Raw genomic sequence first — 26,646 nt, 5'->3', positions numbered from 1 at the left:
TGCCGGTCAGAACCGCTCGAGCAACCTTTTGAGGTATTCCAGTTCGATTCTGGGCCTGTCGGTTTCGCCGGTACGGCGACGGATTTCATCCAGCAGCTCGCGGGCACGGCGATACACATCATCCCCCTGCAGCAGGTTCTCCTCGGTCGAGATCGAGCCTGCAGCGCCCGGGTTCCGACCCAGCGGATCGCGGTTATTGGCCTGCATGTCGCCGTCCTGCGTACCCTGACCGGGCTGGTTCTGCTGGTTCTGGGCCATTGCCTCACCCAGCTCGCGCATCCCTTCGCGCAACGCTTCCATTGCTTCGGACTGGCGGTCGATCGCTTCGGCAAGGTCGTCGCTCCGCAGGGCATCTTCAGCCTCATCCATGGCACGACCTGCACGCCCAAGCGACTCGCGTGCGGCATCACCTTCCGGTGTTCCTGCGCCCGGCAGGTTCTGCTGCTGGCGGTTCAGTTCATCGCGCAGCGCCTGTTGGCGGTCGGCCAGAGTCCCCTGTCCTTGCTGGCCTTCGCCCGCCTGATCCGATCCTTGGCCCTGACCGCCCTGACCCTCATGGCTTTGGCCGCGTCCCTGACCGCCCGAGCGGCCTTCATTGCCCTGGCTTTCACCGGCCTGCGCGCCGGGATTGAATTGCTCCTGCAAGTCACGGAAGGCCTCGTCGCTCAGGCCCTGCTGCTCACGCAGGGTTTCGGCCAAACCTTCCATGGCCTGCTGGCCTTCGGATTGTTGCCCCTGTCCCTGGCCCTGGGTCACGCGCATGTTTTCCATCATCTGCTGGAACTCCTCCAGCGCCTGCTGGGCCTCGGCCATGCGGCCTTGCTCCATCAGTTCTTGGATCCGATCCATCATCCGCTGAAGGTCATCCTGCGTCATCTGCATGGATTCACCGGATTGGTTCTGCTGGCCCTGCTGGCCGTCCGGGTTCTCTTGCGCCAGTCGCTGCAGCTGACGAAGATACTCGTCGGTCGCTTCACGCAGTTCCTGCATCAACTCGGCGATTTCCTCGTCGCTGGCACCGTTCTGCATCGCTTCGGTCAGACGCTCCTGAGCGCGGCGCATCCGCTCCAGCGCATCGGCGAGCGTGCCTTCTTCGATCAGGATGGCCAAATCCCACAGGGCTTGCGCGATCTCGGTCTGCTGTTCGGGGTCCAGGCCGAATTCCGTAAAGGTTTCCAACCGGCGCAGAATGTAGCGCAGTCGCAGATATGCGGTTTCCGAACGGAAGACATCTTCGGGCCGGTGCGAAACCGCCCGCAACAGCTGAGCCACCCGTTTGGCGTTGTCGCGCGACCACAGCAGATCGCGACGCTGTTCAATCACCGCCGCAGCCAGCGGATCAAAGAACCGGCGGGCGGGAAGGTCGGTTCGGTAGACATCCGACTCGGAAACCTGATCAGCGGCATCGACGGCCGAAAGGGTGATCTTGACCGGCAGGTGCGCCCAAGGGTGTTCCGAAAAGTCCTCGATCAAGTCTTCCGTGAAATCGCTCCGGTCACCAGCGATCGGCATGGGCAGGTCGACGGTGACCGCATCGCGTGGTTCGGGTGCAACGGCCAGACCATGGCGACGATCGACCGCGGCCAGGTCCAGTTCGATCAACGCGGTGCCTGACAGGATCCCATAATCGTCACGTGCCGAGAACGGCAGTTTCATCTGGCCACCAGCCTCGGCCGTGGCGGGTTCAGCCACGGCGATTACCGGCGGCGCGTCCGCAATGACCTCGACACCCCAGTCACGCCCTGCAGGGCCTTCGATCGACAATCGGCCCGAACGCTCGACGACAAACTCCTGATCCGGATCGGTTGCTGTCGTGGTGGAAGCTAAGGAACTGGTTTCGGTCAAACTGTGCGCGCCGACCTCGCCATAGAAGCGCAAAGTGACGCGGCTGCCTTGTGGCACTGTCAGCGTCGGACCGGATTGATCGGCCAGATACAGCGTCGGCAGGCCGGTATAGCGAGGCGGCTCGACCCAGCCTTCCCAGCTGGGGCCCTGGCCGGCCACGGCCGTACCGGGTGTCATCTGCGCGACCGATCCAACTTTCCAGAACGATCCGAACAGCAATCCGACCACCAGCGCCAAAAGCGCCGCATAGCGCAGCGCGTAGGGGTCACGAGCGGCAAGGTTCAGGTCAGGCTTGACCGGTCCTGCCTGCGCGGCGCGGGCGGCCATGCGCGCCTGATGGGCCTGCCACAAAGCGCGCGAATCTTCGTCCATCGCCCCGATGGCCTGATCGTCCAGCAACGCCTGAATGGGACGGCCCGGCAGTGTCTCGTCCAGTCGGACAAGCGCCTGCGTGCGGGTGGGGAACCGAAACCTCCGCGTGCCCCAAATCAGTGCAGCCGCCAACGCCACAATGGCTGCGGCCCCGATGATCCAGACGGTTTCAACGCCGACCAGGTCGTGGAGACCCAGCAGCAAGGCCGCCATGATCAGGGCCGCAATCGACAGGAACGGCCAAAAGGCGCGCATCACCTGCTCGGCCAGCATCCCCGTGCGCGTCAGCAACAGGGACAGTCTGGGGATCGGCAGGTTGCGAGTGTCGGTCACGTCAGGCCTCCGGGTCGGGCCCGCGCGGTTATCGCGTCACAGCCACTCAGGTATGGTATCGCGGTTTATGATTTCGTCAAAGGTTGGCCGTTCACGAATAACCGCGAATTGATCGCCATTCACCAGAACCTCGGGGATCAGAGGCCGGGTGTTGTATTCACTGGACATAACCGCGCCATAGGCGCCGGCGCTGCGAAATGCGACCAGATCCCCCGGGTTCAGCGGTGGCATCGCCCTTTGTTTCGCAAAGGTATCCCCGGTCTCGCAAACCGGCCCGACAATGTCATAGGGGCGTTGTTCGACCCCCGGGGCGGGCTCGATGACGGGAACGATGTCATGATAGGCGTCGTACATGGCCGGACGGATCAGATCGTTCATCGCCCCGTCGAGGATCAGGAAATCGCGTCCTTCTCCCGACTTCACATAGATCACCTTCGACACCATCAGCCCCGCGTTGCCCGCGATCAGTCGGCCCGGCTCGATCTCGATCTCGCAGCCCAGATGGCCCAGCGCTTCCTTGATCATCGCACCGTATTCGACCGGCAGCGGCGGAGCCTCGTTCGAGCGCGCATAGGGGATGCCCAGCCCACCGCCCAGGTCCAGACGGTGAATGTCGTGGCCCTGTGCGCGCAGCTGTTCGGTCAGCTCGGCGACTTTGGAGTAGGCCAGACGGAACGGCTCCAAATCGGTCAGTTGCGAGCCGATATGCACGTCGATGCCCACCACCTTCAGCCCCGGTAGGCTAGCGGCATGGGCATAGACCTCGGGTGCGCGGGCGATCGGGATGCCGAATTTGTTTTCGGATTTTCCTGTGGCGATTTTGGCGTGGGTCTTGGCGTCAACGTCCGGATTCACGCGAACGGTGATCGGCGCGATCACGCCCAGTTCCTGCGCGACGGCGTTTATCACCTCCATCTCGGGCTCGGATTCGACGTTGAACTGGCGAATCCCGCCTGTCAGTGCGATGCGGATTTCCTCGACCGTTTTGCCGACACCCGAGAACACGATCTTTTCGCCCGGCACACCCGCTGCCTTGGCCCGCAGGTACTCGCCGCCCGAAACCACGTCCATCCCCGCGCCGGCTTGCGCCAGCGTTTTCAGAATGGCCTGGTTGCTGGCGGCCTTCATCGCATAACAGACCACGTGGTCGGTACCTGCCAACGCCTCGTCGAACAGGTTGTAGTGCCGCAGCAGCGTCGCCGTGGAATAGACATAGAACGGCGTGCCGACCGCAGCTGCGATCTCGGCAACCGGGACATCCTCGGCGCACAACACGCCATCGCGGTAGAGAAAGTGATCCATATCTGCGCGCTTAGACCAAAACAGGCCTGTGGATCAACGGGATTTGCGTCGCGGGCACGCATTCCGGTGCGAACCGCACAGTAGTCGGGCGCAACGGCTTATCCGCGCAGGCCGGCCTCAAGCAACGAAAGGGTCGCGTCGCGCCGCGCTTCAAAGTCGCTTTCATCGCCCCCGAAGATCGCCAGATGGATTACTAATCCATCCAGCATCGCCGTCACCGCCTGCGCGGCGGCCAGCGCACTGAGATCGCCGCGGATTTCACCCGCGCGGATCAATGGGGCGAACTGAGCAGCATAATGATCGGCAAGCCAGGCGAAGAACCCGCCGATGATCTCGGCCGCGCGCGGGTCCTGAAATCCGGGGCCCAGCACGTCAAAGAACAGCCACGTCGCCGCCAGACGGTCAGCGGGCATGGACAGACGTAGCCCGGTCATGAACTGGTCCAGCGTCTGCGGGGCCGGGATGTCGTTGATGCGAGCGCGGATATCCTCGAAATACCGCTGCAGCAACGCCAGAAGCAAAGCCTCCTTGCTTTGGAAATACAGATACAACGTGCCCTTGGCCATCCCGGCCTGATGGGCCACGTCCTGCATCTTGGTGGCGTGATAGCCCTGATCCAGAAAGCAGGCCATGGCGGCATCCAATATCCGCCCCTGCATCTCTTCGCGATCGACGATCTTCGGCATCTTGCCCCCCGATTTTCTTCCGGCGCGCCTCTCTTGACGCAGATTGGACGCGGCGTCACGCAAATTCAATCTTTTTAATGACTTGACGGTCAGTAACGCCACCTCCATTTATGACCCGCAAGTCATTAAAAGGATTCTGTCATGGTGCATTCGTCACAAATCAACACCGGCCCAACGCGGCCTATGGCGTCCCAACCCACGGCGACAGCCGCCAAACTGATGCTTGTCCTCGTTGCCAGCTTTGTCACGCTGGTCCCCGGCGGCCCGATCGAGACCCGCGACTTTTCCGGACTGGGCGGAACGGTATTCTGGGGTTTCAACGCCTTTCTGATCGCCCTTGCCCTGCTGGCCGTGGGGTCGGCGGTGGCCATGCTGCGCGGTTCGGCAACGGCAAGCTGGGGCGCCATCGTGGCGGCCTGGGGATACATCTTCGTGGTCCTGTTGGACCTGGGTCACGTCTTCCCCACATCACCCGACTCAATTCCGCTGATGCTGGGACTGATCGAGATTCTGGATTTCATCCTGGCTTTCTACATCGTGGCCTTGGCTCATCGTGGCCTGGGCCACATCTGAACCCGCCCGGCACGCCCTCGTATAGGGGCCGAAGCCACAGCAAAAGGAAGTGGCTCCGGGTCCCGCCGGAATACCGACAAGGAAAGACAACTCATGCTGTTCAAGGAACGATTCACATTGACCGTCTTGCCGCTGGCCCTGGTCACAGCCGCATGCAGCGGCACCGGGGCCCAACACCAACCCGTCCTGTCTGCCGAGCCGGGCCCGGCTTACGCCGCTGATCTGGATCAGTGCCGCGCATTGGCCAAGTCCCAGGACCTGTGGAACCCGGAAACCCGGACACAGGCCTTGATAGGCGCCGGGATCGGCGCACTGGCAGGCATTTCGGACGACACGGTTGGAAACACAGAAGGCGCCATAGCCGGCGCAGCAGTGGGATCAGCGGCAGGTGCCGTCGCCGGAGCTGCCGAGATGCGCAACACCCGGCGTGACATTCTGATCGAGTGTCTGCGGCAGCGCGGGCACCCAGTGGCCGGCTGAACGCATCAACGGCTCATTCAGAAATTCGTCGACACCCCGGCCCGCGCGTATCCGGATACGGACACTCCAGCCCCCGAGCGCGCGGGCTCTTCTACTGGCTGCGAACGCGGCGGATTCGTGGTCTCACACGCCGCCAGTATGGCAAGCGACAGGATAAGGCCGAGTGGTTTCATTTCGCTGCCTTCATTTGTTGGATCACTTGCTAAATGGCGACTGGCACGTCGCTTTCAACCGCAGAGCGTTCAGATCCCCAGAAACACGCTGAGGGGGCCTCGGTGCAGGCCGACGCCCCCGCTCACATATGTGCCACTGGTCGAAACGCCCACATTGGCGTTCAGGGTCGGCTGGACGGGCTCTCCGTCAGCGCCGCAGGCCGCCAAGGTGAAGGCGGCCCCGATCAGGGCAATCACACGCAAGATTGTCATTCCAGCATCTCCTTCCAGCGGGCGATCTGCGCCCGGACCTGGTCCGGGGCCGTACCGCCATAGGACTGGCGCGAGTTTACCGAATTATCAACGCCAAGGACAGAATAGACATCCTGCGTGATGCCCGCGTGAACCAACTGCATGTCCTCGAGCGTCAGATCGGGCAGGTCGCAGCCCTTCTTCTCGGCCATGGCGACCAGCGATCCGGTGACGTGGTGCGCATCACGGAAGGGCAGGCCCAGCACCCGCACCAGCCAGTCGGCCAGATCGGTCGCGGTGGAAAAGCCCGAGCCGGCGGCAGCGGCCAGGCTGTCGCGATTGGCGGTCATGTCCTTGACCATGCCCTCCATCGCGGCCAGCGCCAGCATCCAGTTGTCGGCGGCGTCAAAGACCTGCTCCTTGTCTTCCTGCATGTCCTTGGAATAGGCCAGCGGCAGCCCTTTCATAACCATCATCAGCGCCGTGTTGGCACCAAAGATCCGGCCCACCTTGGCGCGGATCAGCTCGGCGGCGTCGGGGTTCTTTTTCTGCGGCATGATCGACGAGCCGGTCGAGAACCGGTCTGACAGGGTGACAAAGCGGAACTGGGCCGAAGACCAGATCACCAGTTCCTCGGCAAAGCGCGACAGGTGCACCGCGCATATCGAGGCCACCGACAGGAATTCCAGCGCGAAATCGCGATCGCTGACCGCATCCAGCGAGTTGGCGGCAGGCCGGTCAAAGCCCAGCGCCTGCGCCGTCATGTGCCGGTCGATCGGGAACGAGGTGCCGGCCAGCGCCGCCGCGCCCAGCGGGCATTCATTCATCCGCGCCCGCGCGTCGCGCACGCGGGAAAGGTCGCGGCCAAACATCTCGACATAGGCCATCATGTGGTGGCCCCAGGTCACCGGCTGCGCTGTCTGCAGGTGGGTGAAACCGGGCATGACCCAATCGGCCCCGGCCTCGGCCTGCGCCAATAGCGCGCGGATCAAGGCCAGCAGGCCGGATTCGGCGGCGTCCAGCTGATCGCGGACCCACAGTTTGAAATCGGTCGCCACCTGGTCATTGCGGCTGCGACCCGTGTGCAGGCGGCCTGCGGGCTCTCCGATGATCTCTTTCAGGCGCGCCTCGACATTCATGTGGATGTCTTCCAGCGCGGTCGAGAACTGGAACTCACCACCTTCTATCTCTGACAAAACGGTGAGCAGCCCTTCCCGAATGGCCTCGGCATCACTATCAGTTATGACGCCCGTGGCGGCCAGCATGGCGGCATGGGCACGCGAGCCCGCGATGTCCTGGGCCGCCATCCGTCGGTCGAACCCGATCGAGGCATTGATCGCCTCCATGATCGCGTCTGGTCCGGCGGCAAAGCGGCCGCCCCACATCTGGTTCGAGGATTGTTCGGTCATGCTGGAAAACCCGGAGTTGATATGCGCCTGTTTCGTCTGATCCCCCTTTATATGGCCCTTGCGCTGGGTGCAAATGCCGCTTTGGCCGCCGACACACAGGCCCTGGCCGACCTGCGCGACGGCAGCCTGAAACGCCTGATCCTGCATTCCGAGCCGAAACCGGTCTCGGACGCGGAATTCCAGCTGGAAGATGACGGCGGCACCGCCACGCTGGCGGACTATCGCGGCAAATACGTTCTGCTGAACTTCTGGGCCACCTGGTGCGCACCCTGCCGCAAGGAGATGCCCCAGATCGCCGAGCTGCAGGAGGAATTCGGCGGAGACCAGTTCGAGGTTCTGACGCTGGCCACCGGGCGCAACTCGCCCGCGGGGATCAAGAAGTTCTTTGATGAAAACGGCATCACCAACCTGCCCCGCCATCAAGACCCGAAACAGGCCGTCGCCCGCGAGATGGGTATCGTCGGCCTGCCGATCACCGTGATCATCGACCCTGACGGCCGGGAAATCGCACGGCTGATCGGCGATGCCGAATGGAACTCGGACAGCGCCAAGGCGATCATCGCGGCCCTGCTGAACCCCGAAAGCTGACCACCTGACGGGCCTTTTGTGCTAGACTGGAACCGGCCTGAACAGGGCCGGTTTTTCATTGGCAACAGACAGGAGGCTGAGATGAAACCGGTGGTTTTACTGATCGGCCGGCTGCCCAACGTGATCGGCGACGTGGCGCGGCAACTGGAGCATCTTCCGATCCGGTGGCTGGGCGCGCATGATCCCGACGAGGTGCGGCGGCAACTGGACGCCGAACCGCGCATCGCCTGCGCGATTATGGGCGCGGGCCTCGATGACAAGGTGCGCGGCGAACTGGTGGGCATCATCGCGGCGCGGCGGCCGGATATCTGCATTCACCTCAAGGATCGCGCCTCGGGACCCGAAGGGCTGGTGCCCTTCCTCGAGCGCGTTGTCCGGCACGAAGTGCTTGAGCCGCACAACACCCCCTGACGCAACGCCACCTTTGACAGGGCCTGACCCCGCTTGCACTCTGTCCGCGGGAGGACATCATGCCGCTGGAAATCCTGCTGGTTCTGGTGGTCGGTGGCATTGCCGGCATCACCGCACTGCTGCATCTGACGGGCAAATCGCGCCAGCGCGTGCTGAGCGCCGATGTCGCGCGCGCCGAATGGCTGCGCCATTTCCCCGACGACACCATCATCGACGTCACCCTGGCCCATGACGGACACGCCGCATTGCTGCGCACCAAGACCGGGCCGGGCCTGTTGTGGTCCTTTGGCGCCGATACAGTGGCCCGCCACCTGCGCGATTTCGACTGGATCGACCACCCCGAGGGCATCGAGGTCCAGTTCCACGACTTCGCCACCCCCGGCGTCACCGTCCGCCTTGATGAAACCGAGCGCCGCCACTGGCGCCACCTGCTGGAGCCCGCATGACCGACCAGATCAGCTTTCCCGATGTCGTCCAATGGGCCGTGCCGTTCTTTATCGCCGCAATCCTGGCCGAATTTCTGTGGATCGCCATGAAGGGCCGTGGCGGGCGGTATGAAACCCGCGACGCCGTGACCTCGCTGATCATGGGAGCGGGCAACATCGCGTCCGGATTCCTGCTGGGCTTCATCGCCTATGGGTTCTTCATGTGGCTGTGGAAGATTACGCCATTGGATCTGGGCACATCGATCCCGGTGATCATCCTGTGCTTTGTGCTGGATGACCTGCGATACTACTGGGTGCACCGGTTCGGGCACCGCATCCGCTGGGTCTGGGCCAGCCATGTAAACCACCACAGCTCGCAGCACTACAACCTGACGACCGCCCTGCGGCAGACCTGGACCTATACCTTCACCTTCATGATGGTCGTGCGCGCGCCGCTGATCCTGCTGGGGTTCCACCCGGCGATGGTGCTGTTCTGCGGCGGCCTGAACCTGATCTACCAGTTCTGGATCCACACCGAAGCCATCGGCAAGATGCCCCGCTGGTTCGAGGCGGTCATGAACACCCCCAGCCACCACCGTGCCCACCACGGCCGCAACGCGCGCTATCTGGATTGCAACTATGCCGGGGTGTTCATCATCTGGGACAAGCTGTTCGGCACCTTCGTCCCCGAGCAGGAGCACGACCGGGTCGACTATGGCCTGGTGCACAATATCGGCACCTTCAACCCGCTGCGGGTGGCCTTTCACGAATGGGTGGCCATCTGGCGCGACGCGACCCAGCCGGGCCTGACCCTGAAACAGCGGCTGGCCTATTGCTTTGCCCCGCCGGGCTACAGCCATGACGGCAGCCGCGACAGCTCCGAGCAGATCAAGTCCAAGCACCTGGCCCGCCACCCCGAAGATCGCGGAACGCCCGGTTTCGAGCAATTTGACGAAAACCTGCCCAACCAACAGGCAAAACAGGCCTGAGACTGGCGGCGTCTGCCGGGCGGGCGCTTGAAATCCCGCGCGCGTGCTCCATATCCGGACAAGTGACAAGTTTGATCGGTCGGAGTTCCACAATGTCTCGCGTTACTGCCATCTTCACCGCAACCGGCCTGTTGGGCCTGGTAATCGCGATGCTCAGCGCCCTTGGCCAGCAGCCTGCCCCGGCGGTGATGATGCTTGGAGTGGCTATGGTGGGCACAGGCTTCCTGGGCGCTGTCATTGGCGCCGTGGTCGAATTGCGCCACGCAGCCCAGACGACCCGCTGATCCCACCCACTGATTCCCGACGCGCATTAACCGCAAATTCACCGGTACGATCCGAAACTACGTGCTGACCGGTTTCGGAAACGTACGGGGATTCGGCGTCGATGCGGAAAAAGGACTTTGCAGATCTGCCAGAAGGTGGGGACAGCCCGTTGAATTCGGCCGTCGCCGCGCGGGACAATTCGACCGTTCAAATGGCGACCGAGGCCGTCAAGCATCAGCAATGCCGCCTCGCGTTCCAACCCGTCATGCAAGCACGCGACCCGCACGGCGTCGCATTCTACGAGGCATTCATCCGCGTGCTGGACGAAACCGGCCGCGTGATCCCCGCGCGGGAGTTCATGCCGCAGGTGGAAAACACACCAATCGGCCGGGAACTGGATTGCATAGCATTGGAAAAAGGGTTGCGCGCCCTGTCGAGAAATCCGGAAATCCGGCTTTCTATCAACATGTCCGCACGCTCGATCGGATACGCGCGCTGGTCACGGATATTGGACCGGTTTCTCAAACGGGACAAAACCCTGGGCGAGCGGCTTATCCTCGAAATCTCCGAAAGCTCGGCAATGCAGGTTCCCGAACTGGTGGTCGATTTCATGGACCGGCTTCAGGATCGCGGGATCGCTTTTGCGCTGGATGACTTCGGCGCCAGCAACTTCAGCTTCAGGTATTTTCGCGAGTTCTTCTTTGACGCGGCGAAGATCGACGGGCAGTTCGTACGGGGTGTCAGCACCAACCCGGACAATCAGGCGCTGGTGCGCGCGCTGATCGCCGTCGCCCGTGAGTTTGAGATTCTGGTCATCGCCGAATCGGTCGAAACTCGTGAAGATGCCGAGTTTCTGGTAGCCAGCGGTGTGGACTGCCTGCAGGGCTATCTATTCGGCGCTCCGACGGTGAAAGCCCCGTGGCAGCCCGAAAAAGAAGCCAAAACAGGAAGTTGAACCCAATTCCCTTGGGCGCAATTCGGCCGAGGCTTTCCCATGAGACAAGCTGTCCGTTGCTGCACGTGCAGCATTGCGCTATGGCAGAAAGTGCTGGAGCGGGGGATCACGAGGCGCTCTTGCATCGCCAGAGAGGCTCTGTGCGACCTGCGCCGTCAGATTTCCCACAGGACCTTGACGGTAAAGGATTGACTGTATGACCAACGTAGTAATCGCATCCGCCGCACGCACAGGCGTCGGCAGCTTTGGCGGTTCCTTTGCGAACACCCCCGCACATGATCTGGGCGCTGCCGTCCTCGAAGCCGTCGTGGAACGCGCCGGGATCGACAAGTCCGAGGTGAGCGAAACCATCATGGGTCAGGTTCTGACGGCCGCCCAAGGCCAGAACCCCGCACGCCAGGCGCACATCAACGCCGGCCTGCCGCAGGAAAGCGCGGCCTGGGGCATCAACCAGGTCTGTGGTTCAGGCTTGCGTGCCGTTGCCCTCGGCGCTCAGCATATCCAGTTGGGCGATGCCGAGATCGTATGCGCAGGCGGTCAGGAAAACATGACCCTGTCCCCCCACGCCGCATCGCTGCGCGCGGGCCACAAGATGGGCGACATGAAATACATCGACACCATGATCCGCGACGGCCTGTGGGATGCGTTCAACGGCTACCACATGGGCCAGACGGCCGAGAACGTGGCCGAGAAGTGGCAGATCAGCCGCGATATGCAGGATGAGTTTGCGGTGGCCAGCCAAAACAAGGCTGAGGCCGCGCAGAAGGCCGGCAAGTTCAAGGACGAGATCGTCCCCTTCACCATCAAGACCCGCAAGGGCGACATCGTGATGGATAGTGACGAGTACATCCGTCACGGCGCAACCATGGAGGCGATGTCCAAGCTGCGTCCGGCCTTCACCAAGGATGGCTCGGTGACTGCGGCCAACGCCTCGGGTCTTAATGACGGCGCGGCGGCAACCCTGCTGATGTCTGCCGACAACGCCGAAAAGCGCGGGATCGAACCGCTGGCCCGCATCGCGTCTTATGCGACCGCCGGGCTGGACCCGTCGATCATGGGTGTCGGACCGATCTATGCCTCGCGCAAGGCGTTGGAAAAGGCCGGCTGGTCGGTTGACGATCTGGATCTGGTCGAAGCCAACGAAGCCTTCGCGGCACAGGCCTGCGCCGTGAACAAGGACATGGGTTGGGATCCCTCGATCGTGAACGTGAACGGCGGCGCCATCGCCATTGGCCACCCGATCGGAGCATCCGGCTGCCGGGTTCTGAACACGCTGCTGTTCGAAATGAAGCGCCGGAACGCGAAAAAGGGTCTGGCAACCCTCTGCATCGGAGGCGGCATGGGCGTCGCCCTGTGCGTGGAGCGCGTCTAAGTGCTTTGACAAGTCACGAATAAGGGCGTCCAATGGGCGCCCTTTTTTGTTACTCTCGAGGAATATCCCCAGGATGCGACAATATCACCAAACGGAAAGAGCCAGCTCGCGGCGAAACGATATTGCGCTACACAATCTCTCAGAGTAACAGAATTACCAACACGATTAAATTTGGAGGAGTCCTAAATGGCACGTACAGCACTCGTAACCGGCGGCACCCGCGGCATCGGCGCAGCAATTTCCAAAGCGCTCAAGGCTGAAGGATACAATGTAGCCGCCTCGTATGCGGGGAATGACGAAGCCGCGGCCAAGTTCACCGAGGAAACCGGCATTGCGACCTACAAATGGAACGTGGCCGACTATGACGAGTCCAAGGCGGGCATCGAAAAGGTCGAAGCCGAGCTCGGCCCGATCGACATCGTTGTCGCCAATGCAGGCATCACCCGCGACGCGCCGTTCCACAAGATGACACCGGAACAATGGCACCAGGTGATCGACACCAACCTGACCGGGGTGTTCAACACCGTACACCCCGTCTGGCCCGGCATGCGCGAGCGCAAGTTCGGTCGGGTGATCGTGATCAGCTCGATCAACGGGCAAAAGGGCCAGTTCGCTCAGGTGAACTATGCCGCTACCAAAGCCGGTGATCTGGGCATCGTCAAATCCCTGGCGCAGGAAGGCGCGCGCGCCGGCATCACCGCAAACGCCATCTGCCCCGGATACATCGCGACCGAGATGGTCATGGCCGTTCCGGAAAAGGTGCGTGAAGCCATCATCGGTCAGATCCCTGCAGGCCGTTTGGGCGAACCCGAGGAAATTGCCCGCTGCGTCGCATTCCTGGCCTCGGAAGATTCGCAGTTCATCAACGGGTCGACGATTTCGGCCAACGGCGCGCAGTTTTTCGTCTGATCGCGGCTTAAATGAAAACGGGCCGACCCAACGGGTCGGCCCTTCTTTGATCCCGTAAGAACGCGCGCGCAGCGTTCAGCGGGAACCCAGAACCCACTTCCAGAAACTCCGGATCGCCTTGCCGCGCTCTTGATGAGCGCGCAGAATTGCCTTTTGTGCGGCAGGATTGGTCGTCATCTCGATCATGGCTTTTCCCTTCTACTAAAGGTGAACTTGACTTGCACTCAACATGCCTGTTGTTTTCAATGGGTACAAACGAGAGTTTTTCCACATTCAGTTTAGAAAATCTTATGTGAAGATGAGCGACCGACTTCCCCCACTCACCGCCCTCAGGGCCTTTGATGCCGCCGCCCGCCATATGTCCTTCGCCAAGGCCGCGGACGAGTTGAACGTGACACCGGCCGCGCTGTCGTTTCAGATCAAGTCTCTGGAAGAGCATTTGGGCCAGCCGTTGTTCCGCCGATTGAACCGTGCGGTCGAGTTGACCGAGGCCGGACGAACCTTGGCCCCAGGCACGGAAAAAGGGTTTGCTGCGCTGCAGGCGGCTTGGTCGGCCACCCGCCGCCTGCAGGACAACACGACATTGACGGTGACCGCTGGGCCGGCCCTGACAGCCAAATGGCTGGCCCCCCGCCTGTACGAGTTCGCCCGCGCCCATCCCGAGATCGACCTGAGATTTTCAGCCACGCTGCGCAATCTCGATTTCGAGCGCGACGACGTGGATGTCGCGATCCGTTTCGGGTACGGGCAGGATGACGGGCTGTATTCAGTTCCCGTGCGGCAAGAGTGGCTGACACCGGTCATGACGCCCGAGCTTGCGGCCCGGTTTCCGACGCCGCAGGATCTGACCAAAGCGCCGCTGATCCACGATGACTCGATCAACTTCCTGAACCCGCCCTGTGACTGGCCCGCCTGGTTTCGTGCGGTGGGGGTGGACTTCACGCCGACTCATGGCGCGCATTTCTCGAACGCGGATCACGCCATTGATGCCGCGGTGGCGGGTGTCGGCGTCGCGTTGGGACGGCGCCCGATGATCATCAAGGATGTGATCGAAGGCCGACTGGTGATGCCCTTCAAAACCGCCGTCGAAACCAAGGCCCGGTTCCGGTTCCTGTGCCGTTCGGGCGAAGAGACGCGCCCTCAGATTGCCGCCTTCCGGGATTGGTTCCTTGCAGAGATCGAAAAAACCGCGCACATATCCGACGGTCTGGAAATCATACCCGTCGAGGATATCCCCCCCGCATGACAAAGAACCGCGCCACCGCCATCGGTTTTGTCGCCGTCCTTTTGTGGGCACTGCTGGCGCTGTTCACGGTTGGCTCGGCGCCGACCCCGCCACTTTTGCTGAACGCCATCTGCTTTACGATCGGCGGAACCCTTGGCTTGATCTGGACGTGGCGCAGCGGTGGGCTTGCGCAACTGAAACGGGTCAGTTGGAAGGTATTCGCCTTCGGCACGGTTGGCTTGTTCGGATACCACGCCCTGTATTTTTCGGCCCTGCGCATGGCACCTGCGGCCGAGGCCGGATTGATTGCCTACCTCTGGCCTTTGCTGATCGTTCTTTTTTCAGGGTTGCTTCCCGGCGAAACGCTACGTCTGGGGCATCTGCTCGGGGCATGTCTGGGCTTCTCCGGGGCCGCGCTGATCATCACTGGCGGCGGAACCGCGGGGTTTCAGGCCGAACATCTGCCGGGCTATGCGCTGGCGCTTTTGTGCGCCCTTACGTGGTCCGGGTATTCCGTATTGTCGCGCAGGTTGGGTCAAACGCCGACCAGCTCGGTAGCAGTGTTCTGCGTGCTGACCGCCATCGCCTCGTGGATCCTGCATTTCAGCCTTGAGCAGACAGTCTGGCCGCCCGACGCACTGGCCTGGATGTCGACCGTTGCCCTGGGGTTGGGGCCCGTTGGGCTGGCGTTCTATGTCTGGGATATCGGGGTCAAGCACGGTGACATCCAGATGCTGGGCACCAGCTCGTACGCGGCACCCCTGCTGTCAACTCTGGTGCTTGTGGTCGCCGGGATCGCCACGCCGTCCTGGACGCTGGCGATCGCGGCATTACTTGTTACCGGCGGCGCTGCAATCGCGGCACGCGCCAGCCTGCGACATTAAGCCGACAGGCGTTCAATCTCTTCCTTCAGCTTCAGCTTCTTCTTTTTGAGTTGAGCAATGTGGAGATCGTCGATACCGGGCGAGCGCTGGGCTTGTTCCACTTCGAGACTGAGGGTTTCGTGCTTCTTCTTCAGTTCCGTCAGATGTGCGCTTACGCTCATGGCGATCCTCCTTCTCTGTTTCTGAATATCACATGGGAAGTTGATCACATCATTTCCAGCCTGTCACGCTGCAGACGCTCGGATTCTTGTTCAAATCCGACAATTTCGGCTGGTCATTGCCTATCGGGCGTCCGGCCAGGGCATTGGTCGGCCCTCGCGCAGGATGCCGGATACCGTGTCGGTATAGCTGTCGCCGTCCCTTTCATGGCGGTCACCGCTGTGGAGAATCAGCTGCGCATGCAACTGAAAATCCGCGCGTCCGCCCTTGCGCGCCCGCAGGATCAGCAACTCGGCCCCGCGCCCCATGCGCGGCGCTATGGGCAGAACTTCTACCGAGCCCAACCGACCCGCGCAGGCCGACAGCATGTCCGGCAAGCGTTCCACGCGCTGGATCATGTGCAGGTACCCGCGCGGTGTCAGCCTGCGCGCCGCCGCATCAAACCAGTCGGACAGCGGCGTCTGCTCGCTCAGCGCCGTTCGCCGACCAGCATCGACGGCCGCGCTATGTGCACCGGGCCGATAATAGGGCGGGTTTGCGATCACGTGGTCGAAGTGCTGCTGACGCAGATCAGTCGGCATATTGGACAGGTCGGCCACGTGGACGGACAAATCGATCTCGTTGCATTGCGCGTTTCTTGCGGCCAGAGCGGCATAGTCGGCCTGAAGCTCGACCCCAGTCGAGCGCAGACCGGGTACGCGGGTCGCGAGACAAAGAACCGCAGCGCCCGCCCCGCAGCCCAGCTCCAGCACCGACTGCCCGGCTTTGGCCGGAACCGCGGCAGCAAGCAGCACCGGATCGACACCGGCGCGATAACCGTCTCGCGGCTGCCACAGCTTTAGGCGGCCACCCAGAAAGTCGTTGCAAGTCAGCGCGCTGTCTGGAAACCCGGTCATCTTCCCAGCGGAATGTCATTGTCACGCATCACCCGCTCTGCCCGCTCGAGGTCATCGGTCCGAACCATGAGGCGGCGCGGAAATATTCCGATACCTCCCTCGAGGACGCTCATATTTACGTCCATCTCAAAGCAGTCTATATCCTCGCCCTCAAGAAGAGCGGATGCAAAGGCGATGATGGTCGGATCGGTGCTGCGCAGAAGTTCTTTCATGGGGATGGATGTAAGGGCAAGGCAGGACGAAAGTCGAGCCTTGTATCAGGAGTGTGATGACGATCAGCACGATCTCGAAACCGCATGAGCGACTGGCCGAGATTTTGGCCGGTGAAATGGAGGCGGTAAACACTCTGATCCGCACCCGCATGGCCTCGGAACACGCGCCCCGCATCCCCGAAGTCACCGCGCATCTGGTCGAAGCCGGCGGCAAACGCCTGCGCCCGATGCTGACCCTGGCCGCCGCGCGGCTGTTCGGCTATGGCGGCGATCATCACATCCGTTTGGCCGCCACGGTCGAATTCATCCACACCGCCACGCTGTTGCACGACGATGTGGTCGACGAAAGCGCCCAGCGGCGCGGCCGACCCACTGCCAACCTGCTGTGGGACAACAAGTCCAGCGTGCTGGTCGGCGACTATCTGTTTTCGCGCAGCTTCCAGTTGATGGTGGAAACCGGGTCTCTGCGGGTTCTGGACATCTTGGCCAATGCCTCGGCCACCATCGCCGAAGGCGAGGTGCTGCAGATGACCGCAGCCACCGACCTGCGCACGGATGAGGCCGTCTACCTGCAGGTGGTGCGCGGCAAGACCGCCGCGCTGTTCTCCGCGGCAACTGAGGTGGGCGGTGTGATCGCCGGTGCGTCCGAGGAACAGGTCCGGGCACTGTTCAGCTATGGCGACGCCTTGGGCATCGCCTTCCAGATCGCCGACGACCTGCTGGACTATCAGGGCGACAGCAAGGCCACCGGCAAGAACGTGGGCGACGACTTCCGCGAGCGCAAACTGACCCTCCCGGTGATCAAGGCCGTGGCCCAGGCCACACCCGACGAGCGTGCGTTCTGGGAGCGCACGATCGAGAAGGGCCGGCAACAGGATGGAGACCTGGACCTGGCCCTGAACCTCATGCGCAAATACGGCACCCTGGAGGAGACCCGGACAGACGCTCTGGCATGGGCAGCAAAGGCCAAAACCGCTCTGACCGCGCTGCCCGATCACGAGTTGCGCGACCTGCTCGGTGATCTGGCCGATTACGTCGTATCCCGCCTCAACTGAGGACGCTTGCGCGACACCACCAGTCCGGCTGGGAAACACCAATCTCGTAGGCCGCAAAATGTGCGGCCTTCATGGACGGGTACAGCGCAAAGCAGGTCGAACCCGACCCCGACATGCGCACCAGCAGAACGTCCCGCGTTTCACCCAGCGCCTGCAACACGTCTGAAATCTGGGGCGCCAAGCCTATTGCCGCTTCCTGCAAATCATTCCGTTGCCCGGCCAGCCAGTCAGCGCAGGCCTCTGGCGTTTCGAATGCCGGGATCTCATCCGGCATCCTCGGATTGTCGCGCGAAGCCAGCGCATTGAACACCGGCCCCGTCGGAACCGGAACACCCGGATTGACCAGCAATGCGGGCAAAGCGGGCAATGCAACCGGGGCGACACGGTCACCAATGCCCCGCATCCGTGCGGCTCTGCCCAGTACACAAACAGGAACATCCGCGCCCAGTGCCAAAGCCGTTTCCAGCGGGACCTCCGCGTCTTGCCCGGCGATGGCCCGCAAAGTCGCAGCCGCATCCGATGAGCCGCCGCCGATTCCCCCGCCATGCGGCAGAACCTTGTCCAACTGGATTTGCCCGCTCCATCCCATCGCCCGAGCGGCCCGCCAGACGAGGTTGCGGTCGTCGGTCGGCACCCCGGCGGAATGGGGGCCGGTCACGGTCAGGCGAATCTCGGGCCCGGGTGACAGAACCAACGTGTCTCCCACATCGGTAAAGGCGACCAGCGAGTCCAGCAGATGGTATCCGTCGGCCCGCCGTCCGGTCACATGCAGGGAAAGGTTGATCTTCGCGGGCGCAAAGGCCTCAGTCGCCATTGGCGACCTTCAGGGGGGCCGCGCCTTCCTCGGCCAGTACCGCGTCCAGCCCGACCTCGAGTTTGCGACGGATCCGATCGGGGTCGGCCTCGCCATCGGTGTCTTCGGGATCGATGAAGGACAACGCGCGGCGCCATTGGAAATCGGCCTCACGGGTGCGCCCGACGGCCCAGTAGACGTCGCCCAAGTGGTCGTTGACCACCGGGTCCACGGCCATCAGTTCGACGGCGCGCTCCATATGCTCGACCGCCTCGTCGTACCGGCCCAAGCGAAACAGGACCCAACCCAAGCTGTCGACGATATAGCCGCTGTCAGGCTGGATCGCGACGGCGCGCTCGATCATTTCCAGCGCCTCTTCCAGTTTTTCCTGCCGCTCGACCAGCGAGTACCCGAGATAGTTCAAAACCTGCGGCTGATCCGGATTCAACTCCAGGGCACGCCTGAAATCTGCCTCGGCCCTGTCCCAGGCCTTGAGACGTTCGTGGCAGATGCCGCGGGCGTAATGCAGGAACCAGTTGCCACCTGAACCGGTTTCGGTCAGTTCGATGGCCCGGTCATACGAGGTTACAGCTGCGGCGTAGTTTTCCTGGCGCCGCTGCAGATCGGCCAAGGCGACATGGACACTGGGCAGGTTGGGCTGCCGGGCCGCCAGATTTTCCAGCACTTCGATCGCCGCATCCGGTTTCCCCGACTGAGCCAGAATTTCGGCACGCCCCAGCTCGGCTGCGTGGAAATCGCTGCTATCCGTGGGAACCTTTCGATAGGCTTCGGCGGCCAGGTCGTACTGGCTCAACTGCTCAAGCAGTTCCGCGCTCAGCAGGATCGCATCGATGTGATCGGGCCGGAGGTAAGTCGCGATCCGCGCGTAGAGCAGCACATAGTCATGTGCGGCCTCGGTGTTCAACGCCGCCCCGACCGAGAAAAAGACCTCGGCTACGCCTTCGGTGGCCGATCCGACATGGGTGAAAGGCAAGGTGCCACCGGCGCTGAGCGTGTCCACGTAGGTCTCGATCGACGGATCGCTGCCCGCCGCAAACACGTTTTCAAGGAATTGCAGAGCTTCGTCGTTGCGGTTGAGCTGCGACAACACTTCGACCCGCGCCAGCGCTGCACGTCGCGAGAATCGCGCAACGATACTGTCGTCGGCCGCAAAGATCGCCTCGGCCCCTTCGAAATCGCCAACCGACGCCAGCGCCAGCGCCTTGTGATACAGCGCGAATTCCCGCAGACCGTCCTGCTGGGCGACCTCATCGAACTGCGCCATCGCCTTGGTCATTTCGCCCTTGCCCAGATGCGCCCAGGCCGTCATCAACCCATCGACCAGCGGGCCAACGCCCTGGTTTTCCGGGTCACGGGCCAGCAATTCGTCGAACTTTCCGTCAGATACCAGTTTGGCGGAAACAACCATGCGCGCGGCCTGGTTGGGTTGCTCGTTTGCCTCCATGTCCTCGGCGATGGGCAGTGCGCGTTCCACATCGCCAAGAGCCACGCGCGCAAGTAGCACGCTTTCCTTGAGCTTGGTGTTGCCCGGATCGAAAATCAGGGCCTTGGAGTAGTACTCCTCGGCAGCCTTGTAGTCGCTTTCATAGATGGCTTGGCGTCCAGCCAGATAGGATCCCGCGCCGGAATCCGCGTGAACCGGAACGACAGCTGCTGTCGCAAGAAACACGGCCAGCGCCGTGCGACGAACCAGTGAAACCACCTAATACCTGCCTTGTCTGCCTACGATTGCAGGATAAGCTAGGGCCTTGGCCCGCCAGAGGCAATGGCCGAGCGTTCACGGCCCCGCCATTGCCCGGGTTTTTGCCTACATGTTGGGGTAGTTCGGTCCGTCCCCACCCTGCGGCGTGGTCCACGTGATGTTCTGGCTGGGATCCTTGATGTCACAGGTCTTGCAGTGGACGCAGTTCTGGAAGTTGATCACGAATCGAGGCTCGGCCTCGTCCTTCACCACTTCGTACACGCCCGCCGGGCAATACCGCTGCGCCGGTTCATCAAACTTGGGCAGGTTGACCTTAACCGGAATCTCGGGGTCGGTCAGCTTCAGGTGACAGGGCTGGCTTTCTTCATGGTTGGTGAACGAGAACGCCACGTTGGTCAGACGATCGAAAGACAGCGTGCCATCGGGCTTCGGATAGTCGATAGGGGTGTGCTGGCTGGCATCCTCGGTCGCCTCGGCGTCGTTCTTGCCATGGCCCAGCGTCCCCAGCAGCGAGAAGCCCAGCGTGTTGGTCCACATGTCCATACCGCCCAGCACCAGCGAAGCGGTCAGGCCGTATTTCGACCACAGCGGCTTGACGTTGCGAACCTTCTTGAGGTCGCGGCCGATCGCACCGTTGCGCACCTCGTCTTCATAGGCGGACAGTTCGTCGCCCGACCGGTCGGCCTTGATGGCCTCGAACGCGGCCTCGGCCGCTGCCTTGCCCGACAGCATCGCGTTGTGGTTGCCCTTGATGCGCGGCACGTTGACCATGCCCGCCGAGCAGCCCAGCAGCGCGACACCCGGTGCCACCAGCTTTGGCATCGACTGGTACCCGCCCTCGGTGATCGCCCGGGCGCCATAGGCCACGCGCTTGCCGCCTTTCAGCAGGTCGGCCACCACCGGGTGATGCTTGAACCGCTGGAATTCCATGTAAGGGAACAGGTGCGGGTTCTTGTAGTTCAGGTGTACCACGAAGCCCACATAGACCTGGTTGTTCTCCAGGTGATAGATGAACGACCCGCCCCCGGCATTGCCGCCCAGCGGCCAGCCCATCGTGTGGGTGACGCTGCCTTCCTTGTGCTTGGCGGGATCGACCTCCCAGATCTCTTTCATGCCGATGCCGTATTTCTGCGGCTCTTTCCCGGCTGACAGATCGTATTTCGCGATCACTTCCTTGGACAGCGATCCGCGCACGCCTTCCGACAGGAAGACGTATTTGCCGTGCAGTTCCATCCCTGGCTCGGTGTTGGGGCCATAGGATCCGTCGGGCTCCAGCCCGAAGACACCGGCCACGACGCCCTTGACCTCGCCATTGTCGCCATAGACCAGTTCGGAACAGGACATGCCGGGGAAGATCTCGACGCCCAGTTCCTCGGCCTGTTCGGCCATCCAGCGGCAGACATTGCCCATCGAGACGATGTAGTTGCCGTGGTTGTTCATCAGCGGCGGCATCGGCCAATTCGGGATGCGCAGCTTGCCGGCCTCGCCCAGCATATAGAAATTGTCTTCGCGCACGGGCACGTTCAGCGGCGCGCCCTTTTCCTTCCAGTCGGGGATCAGCGCATCCAAGCCGCACGGGTCCAGCACCGCGCCCGACAGGATATGCGCGCCCACTTCCGAGCCCTTCTCCAGCACGACCACGTTCAGGTCGGCGTCCAGCTGTTTCAGACGAATGGCCGCCGACAGGCCCGCCGGGCCTGCGCCCACGATCACCACGTCGTATTCCATCGCTTCGCGTTCAATTTCGGCCATCGTGGGCTCCTCCGCTAACTATCCGAATTGGCGCCTGGGGCGCGGGCTCGGCGAAATTTTGTTTCCCGGCTGATTACCTGCTGGAAAAGACCTTGGTCAATCAAAACACGGCGTAACATTGCTGCAATGCGGCAGATCAGCCCTCGGGCGCGTCACCCATCAGGTACCTGGGACCGCTACCATGCGCCTTGGCCCGGTCGTCTGGGTTGTAGAGCGCGCATTTCGGCAGGCTCAGGCAGCCACAGCCGATGCAGCCGTCCAGATTGTCGCGCAGGCGCAGCAGAGTGCCGATTCGCTGGTCCAGATGCGCGCGCAGGCCCTGGCTGATCTTTTTCCAATCCGCCGGCGTGGGCGTGCGGTTGTCGGGCAGCCCGGCCAGAACCTCGCGGATTTCGGGCAGGGTAAGACCGAACTGCTGGGCGATCATCACGAAACTCAACCGACGGATGTCGGCGCGCTGATACCGCCGCTGACCGCCCGGATTGCGCCAGGGGGAAATCAGCCCCTGCGCCTCGTAATAGCGGATGGCGGACACCGCCAACCCCGTGCGGCGCGCCAGCGCGCCGATGGAAAGGCCTTCGGATGCGGGCATGATCTCCTCCCGGAAAAATCTCTTGAGCTAAAGTTAGGTTTAGGAATTACGGTGAGTCGAAACAAGCCTGAACATGAAAAGGAGACCCCATGATGGCGACGCTGGAACACACGAACTTCACCGTCCGCAACCCGCAGGCAACTGCCGCCTGGATGCAGGACGTATTCGGATGGAAAACCCGCTGGGAAGGCCCGGCCATCGCGGGGGGCTATACCGTGCATGTGGGCAGCGCGCATACCTATCTGGCGCTTTATGCCCCGGCCGACCCGAAACCGTCGGGCCAAAGCAGCTATGACATCGTCGGCGGGCTGAACCATGTGGGCGTGCTGGTCGAGGACATCGACGCGACCGAAGCCAAGGTTCGCGCCGCGGGCTTCGAGCCGCACAACCACGCCGACTATGAACCCGGCCGCCGGTTCTATTTCGACGATGACAACGGCATCGAATTCGAGGTCGTTCAATATGATTGAGATGCTCTGGTTCGGCGCCGAGGCGCATCGCTGGAAACGCGGTGATCTGCTGGGGCATCGTCACAATCGGAAACCCCCACCGCCCCGACGGCGTTAAGTTGCGGATTGCAGGGGCCAAACCCCTTGGCCTCTTGCATTTCACGCCATATTTGGGTCAGGTAATTGCCGACCCATCTTTCGCCCCGACGCTGGTCTCATGCGGCGGGGCGACTCAATTTGTGCGTGGAAAAAAGAAGATATGGAAAAGATCCCCATGACGCCTGCGGGCTTTGCCGCGCTCGAGGCAGAGCTCAAGCAACTCAAGTCCGTTGAACGCCCCGCCATCATCGAGGCCATCGCCTCGGCGCGCGAACTGGGCGACCTGAAGGAAAACGCCGAATACCACTCGGCCCGCGAAAAGCAGGGCTTCATCGAAGGCCGCATCAAGGAACTGGAAGGCGTTCTGTCGCTGGCCGAGGTGATCGACCCGACCAAACTGTCCGGCGCGATCAAGTTCGGCGCCAAGGTCACCTTGGTGGACGAGGACACCGACGAGGAAAAGACCTGGCAGATCGTGGGCGAGCATGAGGCCAATATCGAAAAGGGCCTGCTGAACATCAAATCGCCCATCGCCCGCGCCCTGATCGGCAAGGAAGAAGGCGACAGCGTCGAGGTGCGCACCCCCGGCGGCGTGCGCTCGTACGAAGTGCTGAGCATCCACTACGCCTGATCGGAGCGCGCCATGTCGGGCCAAGACCCTGATCCGGACAGCAAACGCCCCACCTGGCTGGGCATCTATGACCGTCCGGGCCGCCCCAGCGTCACCGGGATCGAGATTGCGGCCGCGGCCCTCAGCCTGATCTGGCTGGTGGTGGCCGTAGCCTTTCTTGTGCTGCCCGAGCAGACGCAGGCCGGCAGTTTCATCGTGATGCTGCTGGCGGTGTTCATGCCGGTCGCGATGATCTGGGTCGCGGCGCTGGCCATGCGCGCCAGCCGCATCATGCGCGAAGAAAGCGCCCGGCTGCAGACCGCGATCGACGCGATCCGGCAGGCCTATGTATCGCAGCAACAGCGGTCGGCCAGCACCTACGAACCCGCGGTGGCCCGGAAACTGGATGAAATCGCCGCGGCCGCCCGGCACGCCCAAAGCACGCTGGCCACGTTCTCCAGCAAGCGGCGGGATCTTGCGCCGCTGGCAAGACCTGCGGCACCCTCGGGCCAGACCTCATTGGAACTGGGCACTCCGGCCGAAGAGATCACGACTCCTCTGCCCACCGACATTTTCATCCGCGCGCTGAACTTTCCCGAAACCGCCGAGGATACCGAAGGCTTCAACGCCCTGCGCCGCGCGATGAAGGACCGCAAGACCGCGCAACTGGTGCAGGCCGCCGAGGACGTGCTGACTCTGCTCAGCCAGGAAGGCATCTACATGGACGACCTGCGTCCGGACATGGCCCGCCCCGAGGTCTGGCGCCAGTTCGCCAAGGGCGAACGCGGGCGTGCGGTCGCTGCTTTGGGCGGCATCCGCGACCGGTCGTGCCTGGCGCTGACCTCGGCGCGGATGAAGCAAGACCCGATCTTTCGCGATGCGGTGCATCACTTCCTGCGCCGTTTCGACACCATGATCGTCGAGTTCGAACCTGTGGCCAGCGACGCCGACCTGACCGCCTTGGGCGACACGCGCACGGCGCGCGCCTTCATGCTGCTGGGCCGGGTGGCCGGGACCTTCGACTAGCCACCGTCCGGCACGACCCACCGCATTTTCGTAGCCGAACTGAATCCGAACAGATGCTTGAACGGGCCGGTATAATCCTGCCCGATCGCCTGAAACCCTTCGCGCTCGTACAGGGTCCGCGCGCGCGGGTTGGTGTTGATCACGTCCAGTTGCACCTCGTGCATGCCCAGCCTCTGCGCTTCCTCCTTGATCGCCCGCAGCAATAGGGTCCCGACACCCTGCCCGCGCGCCTCGGCTGCCACGCATATGCCATCCATCTGGAACACGCCCGGCTTCAGGTCGCGCTCCAGAACGCTCAGGATCAGGCCCCGCCATAGGGCGCCGAACCAGCCATAGACCCGGGCCAGATCCGCCAGCCCGCCCTGCGTCAGCCCACCGTCGCAGGTCTTGTACCCGGCCAGCCCCAGCATCCGCCCATCCGCATCCCGAGCCACCAGGGCGAATTCTGGGTTCAGCACCCGTTCGAAAAAGGCCAGCCCGCGCGCGTCCGGACCCATGACGCGCGATAGTTTGCCCGAGAACGCCTGCCAGAACAGCTCTGCTGCCCGCGCGCGCTCATCGGGGGAAAACCCGCGCGAGACCGAAACCGTCACAGGCCGAAACTGCCATAGGGTATGAAGCGAACCGGGTCTCCCGGCTGGATGTCCAGTGGACCGTCCGGCAGTTCGACCAGCCCTTCGGCCCAGCTGAGCCCGCTGATGCGACCCGACCCTTCCGAGTGGAACACCTCGACCCGGCTGTCGCGGACCCGGGCGCGCAGATATTCGCGGCGGCCCGATTTCTTGCGCTTGGCGAACCCGGCGGGCAGGTCAAAGCCCTGTGGCTGCTGCCACCCCTCGCCCGCCATCAACCCCAGCGCGGGCCGGGCAAAGATCAGAGTGCAGACCATCGCCGCCACCGGATTGCCCGGCAGGCCGAACACCGGCGTGCCCTGCCACAGGCCCAGCGCCAGCGGGCGGCCCGGTTTCAGCGCTATGCGCCATTCCTGCAAGGCCCCCGTCGCGCGAAGCAGGGCCGAGACATGATCCTCGTCCCCCGCCGAAGCGCCGCCGCTGGTCAGGATCGCGTCGGTCTGTTGCGCGGCCTGGTCCAGCCGGTCCCGCAGCACGGCCCGGTCGTCGCCCACGCGGCCCAGATCGACCGTCACAAAGCCCATCCGTTGCAGCATCGACAGCAGCATCGGGCGGTTTGCATCATAGATCTGACCCGGCCCCGCGGCCTGACCCGGATCACGCAATTCATCGCCGGTGGACAGAACCCCCACACGCAAGGGGCTGCGGACCGGGACCTCGGCCACGCCCACCGCCGACAGCAGCGCCAGATCGGCGGGTGTCAGGCGTCGCCCGGCAGGCAAAGCCAAGGCGCCGGCCTGCACGTCTTCGCCCGCCTTGCGCGTATTGGCGCCGGCCTTCAAAGGCCCGTTGAAGGCGATGTGGCCGTCTTGCACGGTCACGTCCTCTTCCAGAATGACGGTATCCACGCCCTCGGGCAGCGGCGCGCCGGTCAGAACGCGCAGCGCCTGCCCCTCCGGCACGGCCCCCGCAAAGGGTACACCCGCCGCCGCGCGCCCCTCGGCCAGCGGCAGGACATGCGGGCCCTCGGGCCGACCACCGGCAAAACCGTACCCGTCCACCGCCGTGTTGGGCAGCGGCGGATTCGACCGTTGCGCGATCACGTCCTGCGCCAGAACGCACCCGCAGGCTTGACCAACGGGCAAGGTCTCGACGCCGGCCACCGGGTGCAATTGGTCGCGCAACAGGGCCAGCGCGTCATCGACCGGGGTCCATTCGACCCCCGGCGGCAATGCGAAACAGTCGTTTTTCAGCGGTGGAGGCGCAATATTCGGCATGGTCC

At 63.0% G+C, this 26,646-nt stretch carries 30 protein-coding genes; 16 read left to right on the top strand and 14 right to left on the bottom strand.

Translation table 11 applies throughout. The annotated features are described in order from the left end of the window. Positions 1-6 precede the first annotated feature (6 nt). The 3 genes from ACR0NY_RS16665 to ACR0NY_RS16655 all read right to left on the bottom strand — a co-directional run bounded on the left by ACR0NY_RS16665 (position 7) and on the right by ACR0NY_RS16655 (position 4,538). On the bottom strand, positions 7-2,550 hold the full coding sequence (locus ACR0NY_RS16665; protein ID WP_367646366.1) for a TIGR02302 family protein: 2,544 nt from the start codon (positions 2,548-2,550) through the stop codon (positions 7-9). Between the two features lie 36 nt (positions 2,551-2,586). Further along, positions 2,587-3,852, bottom strand: a complete 1,266-nt coding sequence (lysA, locus tag ACR0NY_RS16660) for a diaminopimelate decarboxylase (protein ID WP_170369795.1) — start codon at positions 3,850-3,852, stop codon at positions 2,587-2,589. Between the two features lie 98 nt (positions 3,853-3,950). Next, positions 3,951-4,538, bottom strand: coding sequence for a TetR/AcrR family transcriptional regulator (locus tag ACR0NY_RS16655; protein WP_170369797.1), 588 nt, complete (start codon positions 4,536-4,538; stop codon positions 3,951-3,953). 141 nt (positions 4,539-4,679) lie between these two features. Between ACR0NY_RS16655 and ACR0NY_RS16650 the strand changes: the two genes are divergently transcribed. Together ACR0NY_RS16650 and ACR0NY_RS16645 are read left to right on the top strand one after the other, a co-directional pair. Next, a complete protein-coding gene (locus ACR0NY_RS16650; protein WP_480771291.1) occupies positions 4,680-5,111 on the top strand; it encodes a DUF8051 family protein in 432 nt (143 codons plus the stop codon). A 93-nt stretch (positions 5,112-5,204) separates the two neighbouring features. Then, positions 5,205-5,591, top strand: coding sequence for a glycine zipper family protein (locus tag ACR0NY_RS16645; RefSeq protein WP_170360098.1), 387 nt, complete (start codon positions 5,205-5,207; stop codon positions 5,589-5,591). Positions 5,592-5,833: 242 nt separating this feature from the next. On the opposite strand, the gene ACR0NY_RS16640 is transcribed toward ACR0NY_RS16645, so the two are convergent. Continuing rightward, a complete protein-coding gene (locus ACR0NY_RS16640) occupies positions 5,834-6,016 on the bottom strand; it encodes a hypothetical protein (protein WP_170360096.1) in 183 nt (60 codons plus the stop codon). Continuing rightward, positions 6,013-7,404 (bottom strand): argininosuccinate lyase, encoded by a 1,392-nt coding sequence (argH, locus tag ACR0NY_RS16635; RefSeq protein WP_170342241.1) that lies wholly within the window; start codon positions 7,402-7,404, stop codon positions 6,013-6,015. The genes ACR0NY_RS16640 and argH overlap by 4 nt, the downstream gene beginning before the upstream one ends. A gap of 21 nt (positions 7,405-7,425) precedes the next feature. On the opposite strand from argH, the gene ACR0NY_RS16630 reads away from it, so the two are divergent. The 10 genes from ACR0NY_RS16630 (at position 7,426) to yddG (ending at position 15,426) form a co-directional block, all read left to right on the top strand. Then, positions 7,426-7,992 carry a TlpA disulfide reductase family protein gene (locus ACR0NY_RS16630; RefSeq protein ID WP_170369799.1) on the top strand — a complete coding sequence of 189 codons (567 nt, stop codon included), beginning with the start codon at positions 7,426-7,428 and terminating at the stop codon, positions 7,990-7,992. A gap of 81 nt (positions 7,993-8,073) precedes the next feature. Beyond that, positions 8,074-8,403, top strand: coding sequence for a hypothetical protein (locus ACR0NY_RS16625; protein WP_170369801.1), 330 nt, complete (start codon positions 8,074-8,076; stop codon positions 8,401-8,403). A 59-nt stretch (positions 8,404-8,462) separates the two neighbouring features. Beyond that, positions 8,463-8,849, top strand: coding sequence for a hypothetical protein (locus ACR0NY_RS16620; RefSeq protein WP_170369804.1), 387 nt, complete (start codon positions 8,463-8,465; stop codon positions 8,847-8,849). Then, positions 8,846-9,817 carry a sterol desaturase family protein gene (locus ACR0NY_RS16615; protein ID WP_170360087.1) on the top strand — a complete coding sequence of 324 codons (972 nt, stop codon included), beginning with the start codon at positions 8,846-8,848 and terminating at the stop codon, positions 9,815-9,817. Before ACR0NY_RS16620 ends, ACR0NY_RS16615 begins: the two co-directional genes overlap by 4 nt. Positions 9,818-9,909: 92 nt before the next feature. Then, the gene (locus tag ACR0NY_RS16610) at positions 9,910-10,101 is read left to right on the top strand and encodes a hypothetical protein (RefSeq protein ID WP_093963509.1); all 192 of its coding nucleotides are present in this window, start codon (positions 9,910-9,912) and stop codon (positions 10,099-10,101) included. A 101-nt stretch (positions 10,102-10,202) separates the two neighbouring features. Beyond that, positions 10,203-11,036: an EAL domain-containing protein gene (locus ACR0NY_RS16605; protein ID WP_170342246.1), complete on the top strand. Its 834-nt coding sequence runs from the start codon at positions 10,203-10,205 to the stop codon at positions 11,034-11,036. A gap of 196 nt (positions 11,037-11,232) precedes the next feature. After that, positions 11,233-12,408, top strand: a complete 1,176-nt coding sequence (locus ACR0NY_RS16600; RefSeq protein WP_170342247.1) for an acetyl-CoA C-acetyltransferase — start codon at positions 11,233-11,235, stop codon at positions 12,406-12,408. 186 nt (positions 12,409-12,594) lie between these two features. Next, complete coding sequence (phbB, locus tag ACR0NY_RS16595; protein ID WP_093963512.1) at positions 12,595-13,317, top strand: acetoacetyl-CoA reductase; 723 nt, start codon at positions 12,595-12,597, stop codon at positions 13,315-13,317. Positions 13,318-13,615: 298 nt separating this feature from the next. Continuing rightward, on the top strand, positions 13,616-14,563 hold the full coding sequence (locus ACR0NY_RS16590) for a transcriptional regulator GcvA (RefSeq protein ID WP_170342248.1): 948 nt from the start codon (positions 13,616-13,618) through the stop codon (positions 14,561-14,563). Further along, positions 14,560-15,426 (top strand): aromatic amino acid exporter YddG, encoded by an 867-nt coding sequence (yddG, locus tag ACR0NY_RS16585; RefSeq protein ID WP_170342250.1) that lies wholly within the window; start codon positions 14,560-14,562, stop codon positions 15,424-15,426. Before ACR0NY_RS16590 ends, yddG begins: the two co-directional genes overlap by 4 nt. On the opposite strand, the gene ACR0NY_RS16580 is transcribed toward yddG, so the two are convergent. The 3 genes from ACR0NY_RS16580 to ACR0NY_RS16570 form a co-directional block, all read right to left on the bottom strand. Continuing rightward, entirely contained in the window at positions 15,423-15,587 is a 165-nt protein-coding gene (locus tag ACR0NY_RS16580; protein ID WP_093963770.1) for a YdcH family protein, read from the bottom strand. The genes yddG and ACR0NY_RS16580 overlap by 4 nt on opposite strands. Positions 15,588-15,707: 120 nt before the next feature. Next, positions 15,708-16,481 carry a tRNA1(Val) (adenine(37)-N6)-methyltransferase gene (locus ACR0NY_RS16575; protein ID WP_170369806.1) on the bottom strand — a complete coding sequence of 258 codons (774 nt, stop codon included), beginning with the start codon at positions 16,479-16,481 and terminating at the stop codon, positions 15,708-15,710. Next, a complete protein-coding gene (locus ACR0NY_RS16570) occupies positions 16,478-16,693 on the bottom strand; it encodes a putative signal transducing protein (protein ID WP_093963516.1) in 216 nt (71 codons plus the stop codon). The genes ACR0NY_RS16575 and ACR0NY_RS16570 overlap by 4 nt, the downstream gene beginning before the upstream one ends. 56 nt (positions 16,694-16,749) lie before the next feature. On the opposite strand from ACR0NY_RS16570, the gene ACR0NY_RS16565 reads away from it, so the two are divergent. Further along, a complete protein-coding gene (locus ACR0NY_RS16565) occupies positions 16,750-17,748 on the top strand; it encodes a polyprenyl synthetase family protein (protein ID WP_170342960.1) in 999 nt (332 codons plus the stop codon). Here ACR0NY_RS16565 and ACR0NY_RS16560 read toward each other — a convergent pair. The 4 genes from ACR0NY_RS16560 to soxR all read right to left on the bottom strand — a co-directional run bounded on the left by ACR0NY_RS16560 (position 17,741) and on the right by soxR (position 22,608). After that, positions 17,741-18,562 carry a 4-(cytidine 5'-diphospho)-2-C-methyl-D-erythritol kinase gene (locus ACR0NY_RS16560; RefSeq protein WP_170342256.1) on the bottom strand — a complete coding sequence of 274 codons (822 nt, stop codon included), beginning with the start codon at positions 18,560-18,562 and terminating at the stop codon, positions 17,741-17,743. The two genes, ACR0NY_RS16565 and ACR0NY_RS16560, sit on opposite strands and share 8 nt — an antisense overlap. Next, the gene (locus tag ACR0NY_RS16555; RefSeq protein WP_170342258.1) at positions 18,552-20,264 is read right to left on the bottom strand and encodes a tetratricopeptide repeat protein; all 1,713 of its coding nucleotides are present in this window, start codon (positions 20,262-20,264) and stop codon (positions 18,552-18,554) included. Before ACR0NY_RS16555 ends, ACR0NY_RS16560 begins: the two co-directional genes overlap by 11 nt. Positions 20,265-20,369: 105 nt before the next feature. After that, positions 20,370-22,016: an electron transfer flavoprotein-ubiquinone oxidoreductase gene (locus ACR0NY_RS16550; protein ID WP_170369808.1), complete on the bottom strand. Its 1,647-nt coding sequence runs from the start codon at positions 22,014-22,016 to the stop codon at positions 20,370-20,372. Between the two features lie 136 nt (positions 22,017-22,152). Continuing rightward, positions 22,153-22,608 (bottom strand): redox-sensitive transcriptional activator SoxR, encoded by a 456-nt coding sequence (soxR, locus tag ACR0NY_RS16545; RefSeq protein ID WP_170369810.1) that lies wholly within the window; start codon positions 22,606-22,608, stop codon positions 22,153-22,155. Positions 22,609-22,697: 89 nt separating this feature from the next. On the opposite strand from soxR, the gene ACR0NY_RS16540 reads away from it, so the two are divergent. From ACR0NY_RS16540 to ACR0NY_RS16530, 3 genes are all read left to right on the top strand, one after another. Next, positions 22,698-23,078, top strand: coding sequence for a VOC family protein (locus tag ACR0NY_RS16540; RefSeq protein WP_170365441.1), 381 nt, complete (start codon positions 22,698-22,700; stop codon positions 23,076-23,078). A 238-nt stretch (positions 23,079-23,316) separates the two neighbouring features. Further along, positions 23,317-23,787 (top strand): transcription elongation factor GreA, encoded by a 471-nt coding sequence (gene greA, locus ACR0NY_RS16535; protein ID WP_005978981.1) that lies wholly within the window; start codon positions 23,317-23,319, stop codon positions 23,785-23,787. Between the two features lie 12 nt (positions 23,788-23,799). Further along, entirely contained in the window at positions 23,800-24,792 is a 993-nt protein-coding gene (locus ACR0NY_RS16530; protein WP_170342263.1) for a hypothetical protein, read from the top strand. Here the strand turns inward: ACR0NY_RS16530 and ACR0NY_RS16525 are convergent. Continuing rightward, positions 24,789-25,385, bottom strand: coding sequence for a GNAT family N-acetyltransferase (locus ACR0NY_RS16525; protein WP_367646367.1), 597 nt, complete (start codon positions 25,383-25,385; stop codon positions 24,789-24,791). The genes ACR0NY_RS16530 and ACR0NY_RS16525 overlap by 4 nt on opposite strands. Then, positions 25,382-26,641: a molybdopterin-binding protein gene (locus ACR0NY_RS16520; RefSeq protein WP_170369812.1), complete on the bottom strand. Its 1,260-nt coding sequence runs from the start codon at positions 26,639-26,641 to the stop codon at positions 25,382-25,384. The genes ACR0NY_RS16525 and ACR0NY_RS16520 overlap by 4 nt, the downstream gene beginning before the upstream one ends. Positions 26,642-26,646: the final 5 nt, after the last annotated feature.

It is taken from the genome of Ruegeria sp. BJ5 (genome assembly GCF_056537865.1).
Note: the sequence above shows the minus strand (reverse complement) of the source record. Positions and strands in the feature narration are given on the sequence as shown.

Bases quoted from the DNA above. Each gene is read 5' to 3' on its own strand.
- soxR (WP_170369810.1), bottom strand. From the start codon at position 22,608: ATGCCCGCATCCGAAGGCCTTTCCATCGGCGCGCTGGCGCGCCGCACG.
- ACR0NY_RS16605 (WP_170342246.1), top strand. From the start codon at position 10,203: ATGCGGAAAAAGGACTTTGCAGATCTGCCAGAAGGTGGGGACAGCCCG.
- ACR0NY_RS16590 (WP_170342248.1), top strand. From the start codon at position 13,616: ATGAGCGACCGACTTCCCCCACTCACCGCCCTCAGGGCCTTTGATGCC.
- ACR0NY_RS16540 (WP_170365441.1), top strand. From the start codon at position 22,698: ATGATGGCGACGCTGGAACACACGAACTTCACCGTCCGCAACCCGCAG.
- ACR0NY_RS16610 (WP_093963509.1), top strand. From the start codon at position 9,910: ATGTCTCGCGTTACTGCCATCTTCACCGCAACCGGCCTGTTGGGCCTG.
- ACR0NY_RS16650 (WP_480771291.1), top strand. From the start codon at position 4,680: ATGGTGCATTCGTCACAAATCAACACCGGCCCAACGCGGCCTATGGCG.
- ACR0NY_RS16630 (WP_170369799.1), top strand. From the start codon at position 7,426: ATGCGCCTGTTTCGTCTGATCCCCCTTTATATGGCCCTTGCGCTGGGT.
- ACR0NY_RS16520 (WP_170369812.1), bottom strand. From the start codon at position 26,641: ATGCCGAATATTGCGCCTCCACCGCTGAAAAACGACTGTTTCGCATTG.
- ACR0NY_RS16565 (WP_170342960.1), top strand. From the start codon at position 16,750: ATGACGATCAGCACGATCTCGAAACCGCATGAGCGACTGGCCGAGATT.
- ACR0NY_RS16655 (WP_170369797.1), bottom strand. From the start codon at position 4,538: ATGCCGAAGATCGTCGATCGCGAAGAGATGCAGGGGCGGATATTGGAT.
- argH (WP_170342241.1), bottom strand. From the start codon at position 7,404: ATGACCGAACAATCCTCGAACCAGATGTGGGGCGGCCGCTTTGCCGCC.
- yddG (WP_170342250.1), top strand. From the start codon at position 14,560: ATGACAAAGAACCGCGCCACCGCCATCGGTTTTGTCGCCGTCCTTTTG.
- ACR0NY_RS16530 (WP_170342263.1), top strand. From the start codon at position 23,800: ATGTCGGGCCAAGACCCTGATCCGGACAGCAAACGCCCCACCTGGCTG.
- lysA (WP_170369795.1), bottom strand. From the start codon at position 3,852: ATGGATCACTTTCTCTACCGCGATGGCGTGTTGTGCGCCGAGGATGTC.
- ACR0NY_RS16640 (WP_170360096.1), bottom strand. From the start codon at position 6,016: ATGACAATCTTGCGTGTGATTGCCCTGATCGGGGCCGCCTTCACCTTG.
- ACR0NY_RS16625 (WP_170369801.1), top strand. From the start codon at position 8,074: ATGAAACCGGTGGTTTTACTGATCGGCCGGCTGCCCAACGTGATCGGC.
- ACR0NY_RS16560 (WP_170342256.1), bottom strand. From the start codon at position 18,562: ATGGCGACTGAGGCCTTTGCGCCCGCGAAGATCAACCTTTCCCTGCAT.
- greA (WP_005978981.1), top strand. From the start codon at position 23,317: ATGGAAAAGATCCCCATGACGCCTGCGGGCTTTGCCGCGCTCGAGGCA.
- ACR0NY_RS16580 (WP_093963770.1), bottom strand. From the start codon at position 15,587: ATGAGCGTAAGCGCACATCTGACGGAACTGAAGAAGAAGCACGAAACC.
- ACR0NY_RS16575 (WP_170369806.1), bottom strand. From the start codon at position 16,481: ATGACCGGGTTTCCAGACAGCGCGCTGACTTGCAACGACTTTCTGGGT.
- phbB (WP_093963512.1), top strand. From the start codon at position 12,595: ATGGCACGTACAGCACTCGTAACCGGCGGCACCCGCGGCATCGGCGCA.
- ACR0NY_RS16645 (WP_170360098.1), top strand. From the start codon at position 5,205: ATGCTGTTCAAGGAACGATTCACATTGACCGTCTTGCCGCTGGCCCTG.
- ACR0NY_RS16600 (WP_170342247.1), top strand. From the start codon at position 11,233: ATGACCAACGTAGTAATCGCATCCGCCGCACGCACAGGCGTCGGCAGC.
- ACR0NY_RS16570 (WP_093963516.1), bottom strand. From the start codon at position 16,693: ATGAAAGAACTTCTGCGCAGCACCGATCCGACCATCATCGCCTTTGCA.
- ACR0NY_RS16620 (WP_170369804.1), top strand. From the start codon at position 8,463: ATGCCGCTGGAAATCCTGCTGGTTCTGGTGGTCGGTGGCATTGCCGGC.
- ACR0NY_RS16615 (WP_170360087.1), top strand. From the start codon at position 8,846: ATGACCGACCAGATCAGCTTTCCCGATGTCGTCCAATGGGCCGTGCCG.
- ACR0NY_RS16550 (WP_170369808.1), bottom strand. From the start codon at position 22,016: ATGGCCGAAATTGAACGCGAAGCGATGGAATACGACGTGGTGATCGTG.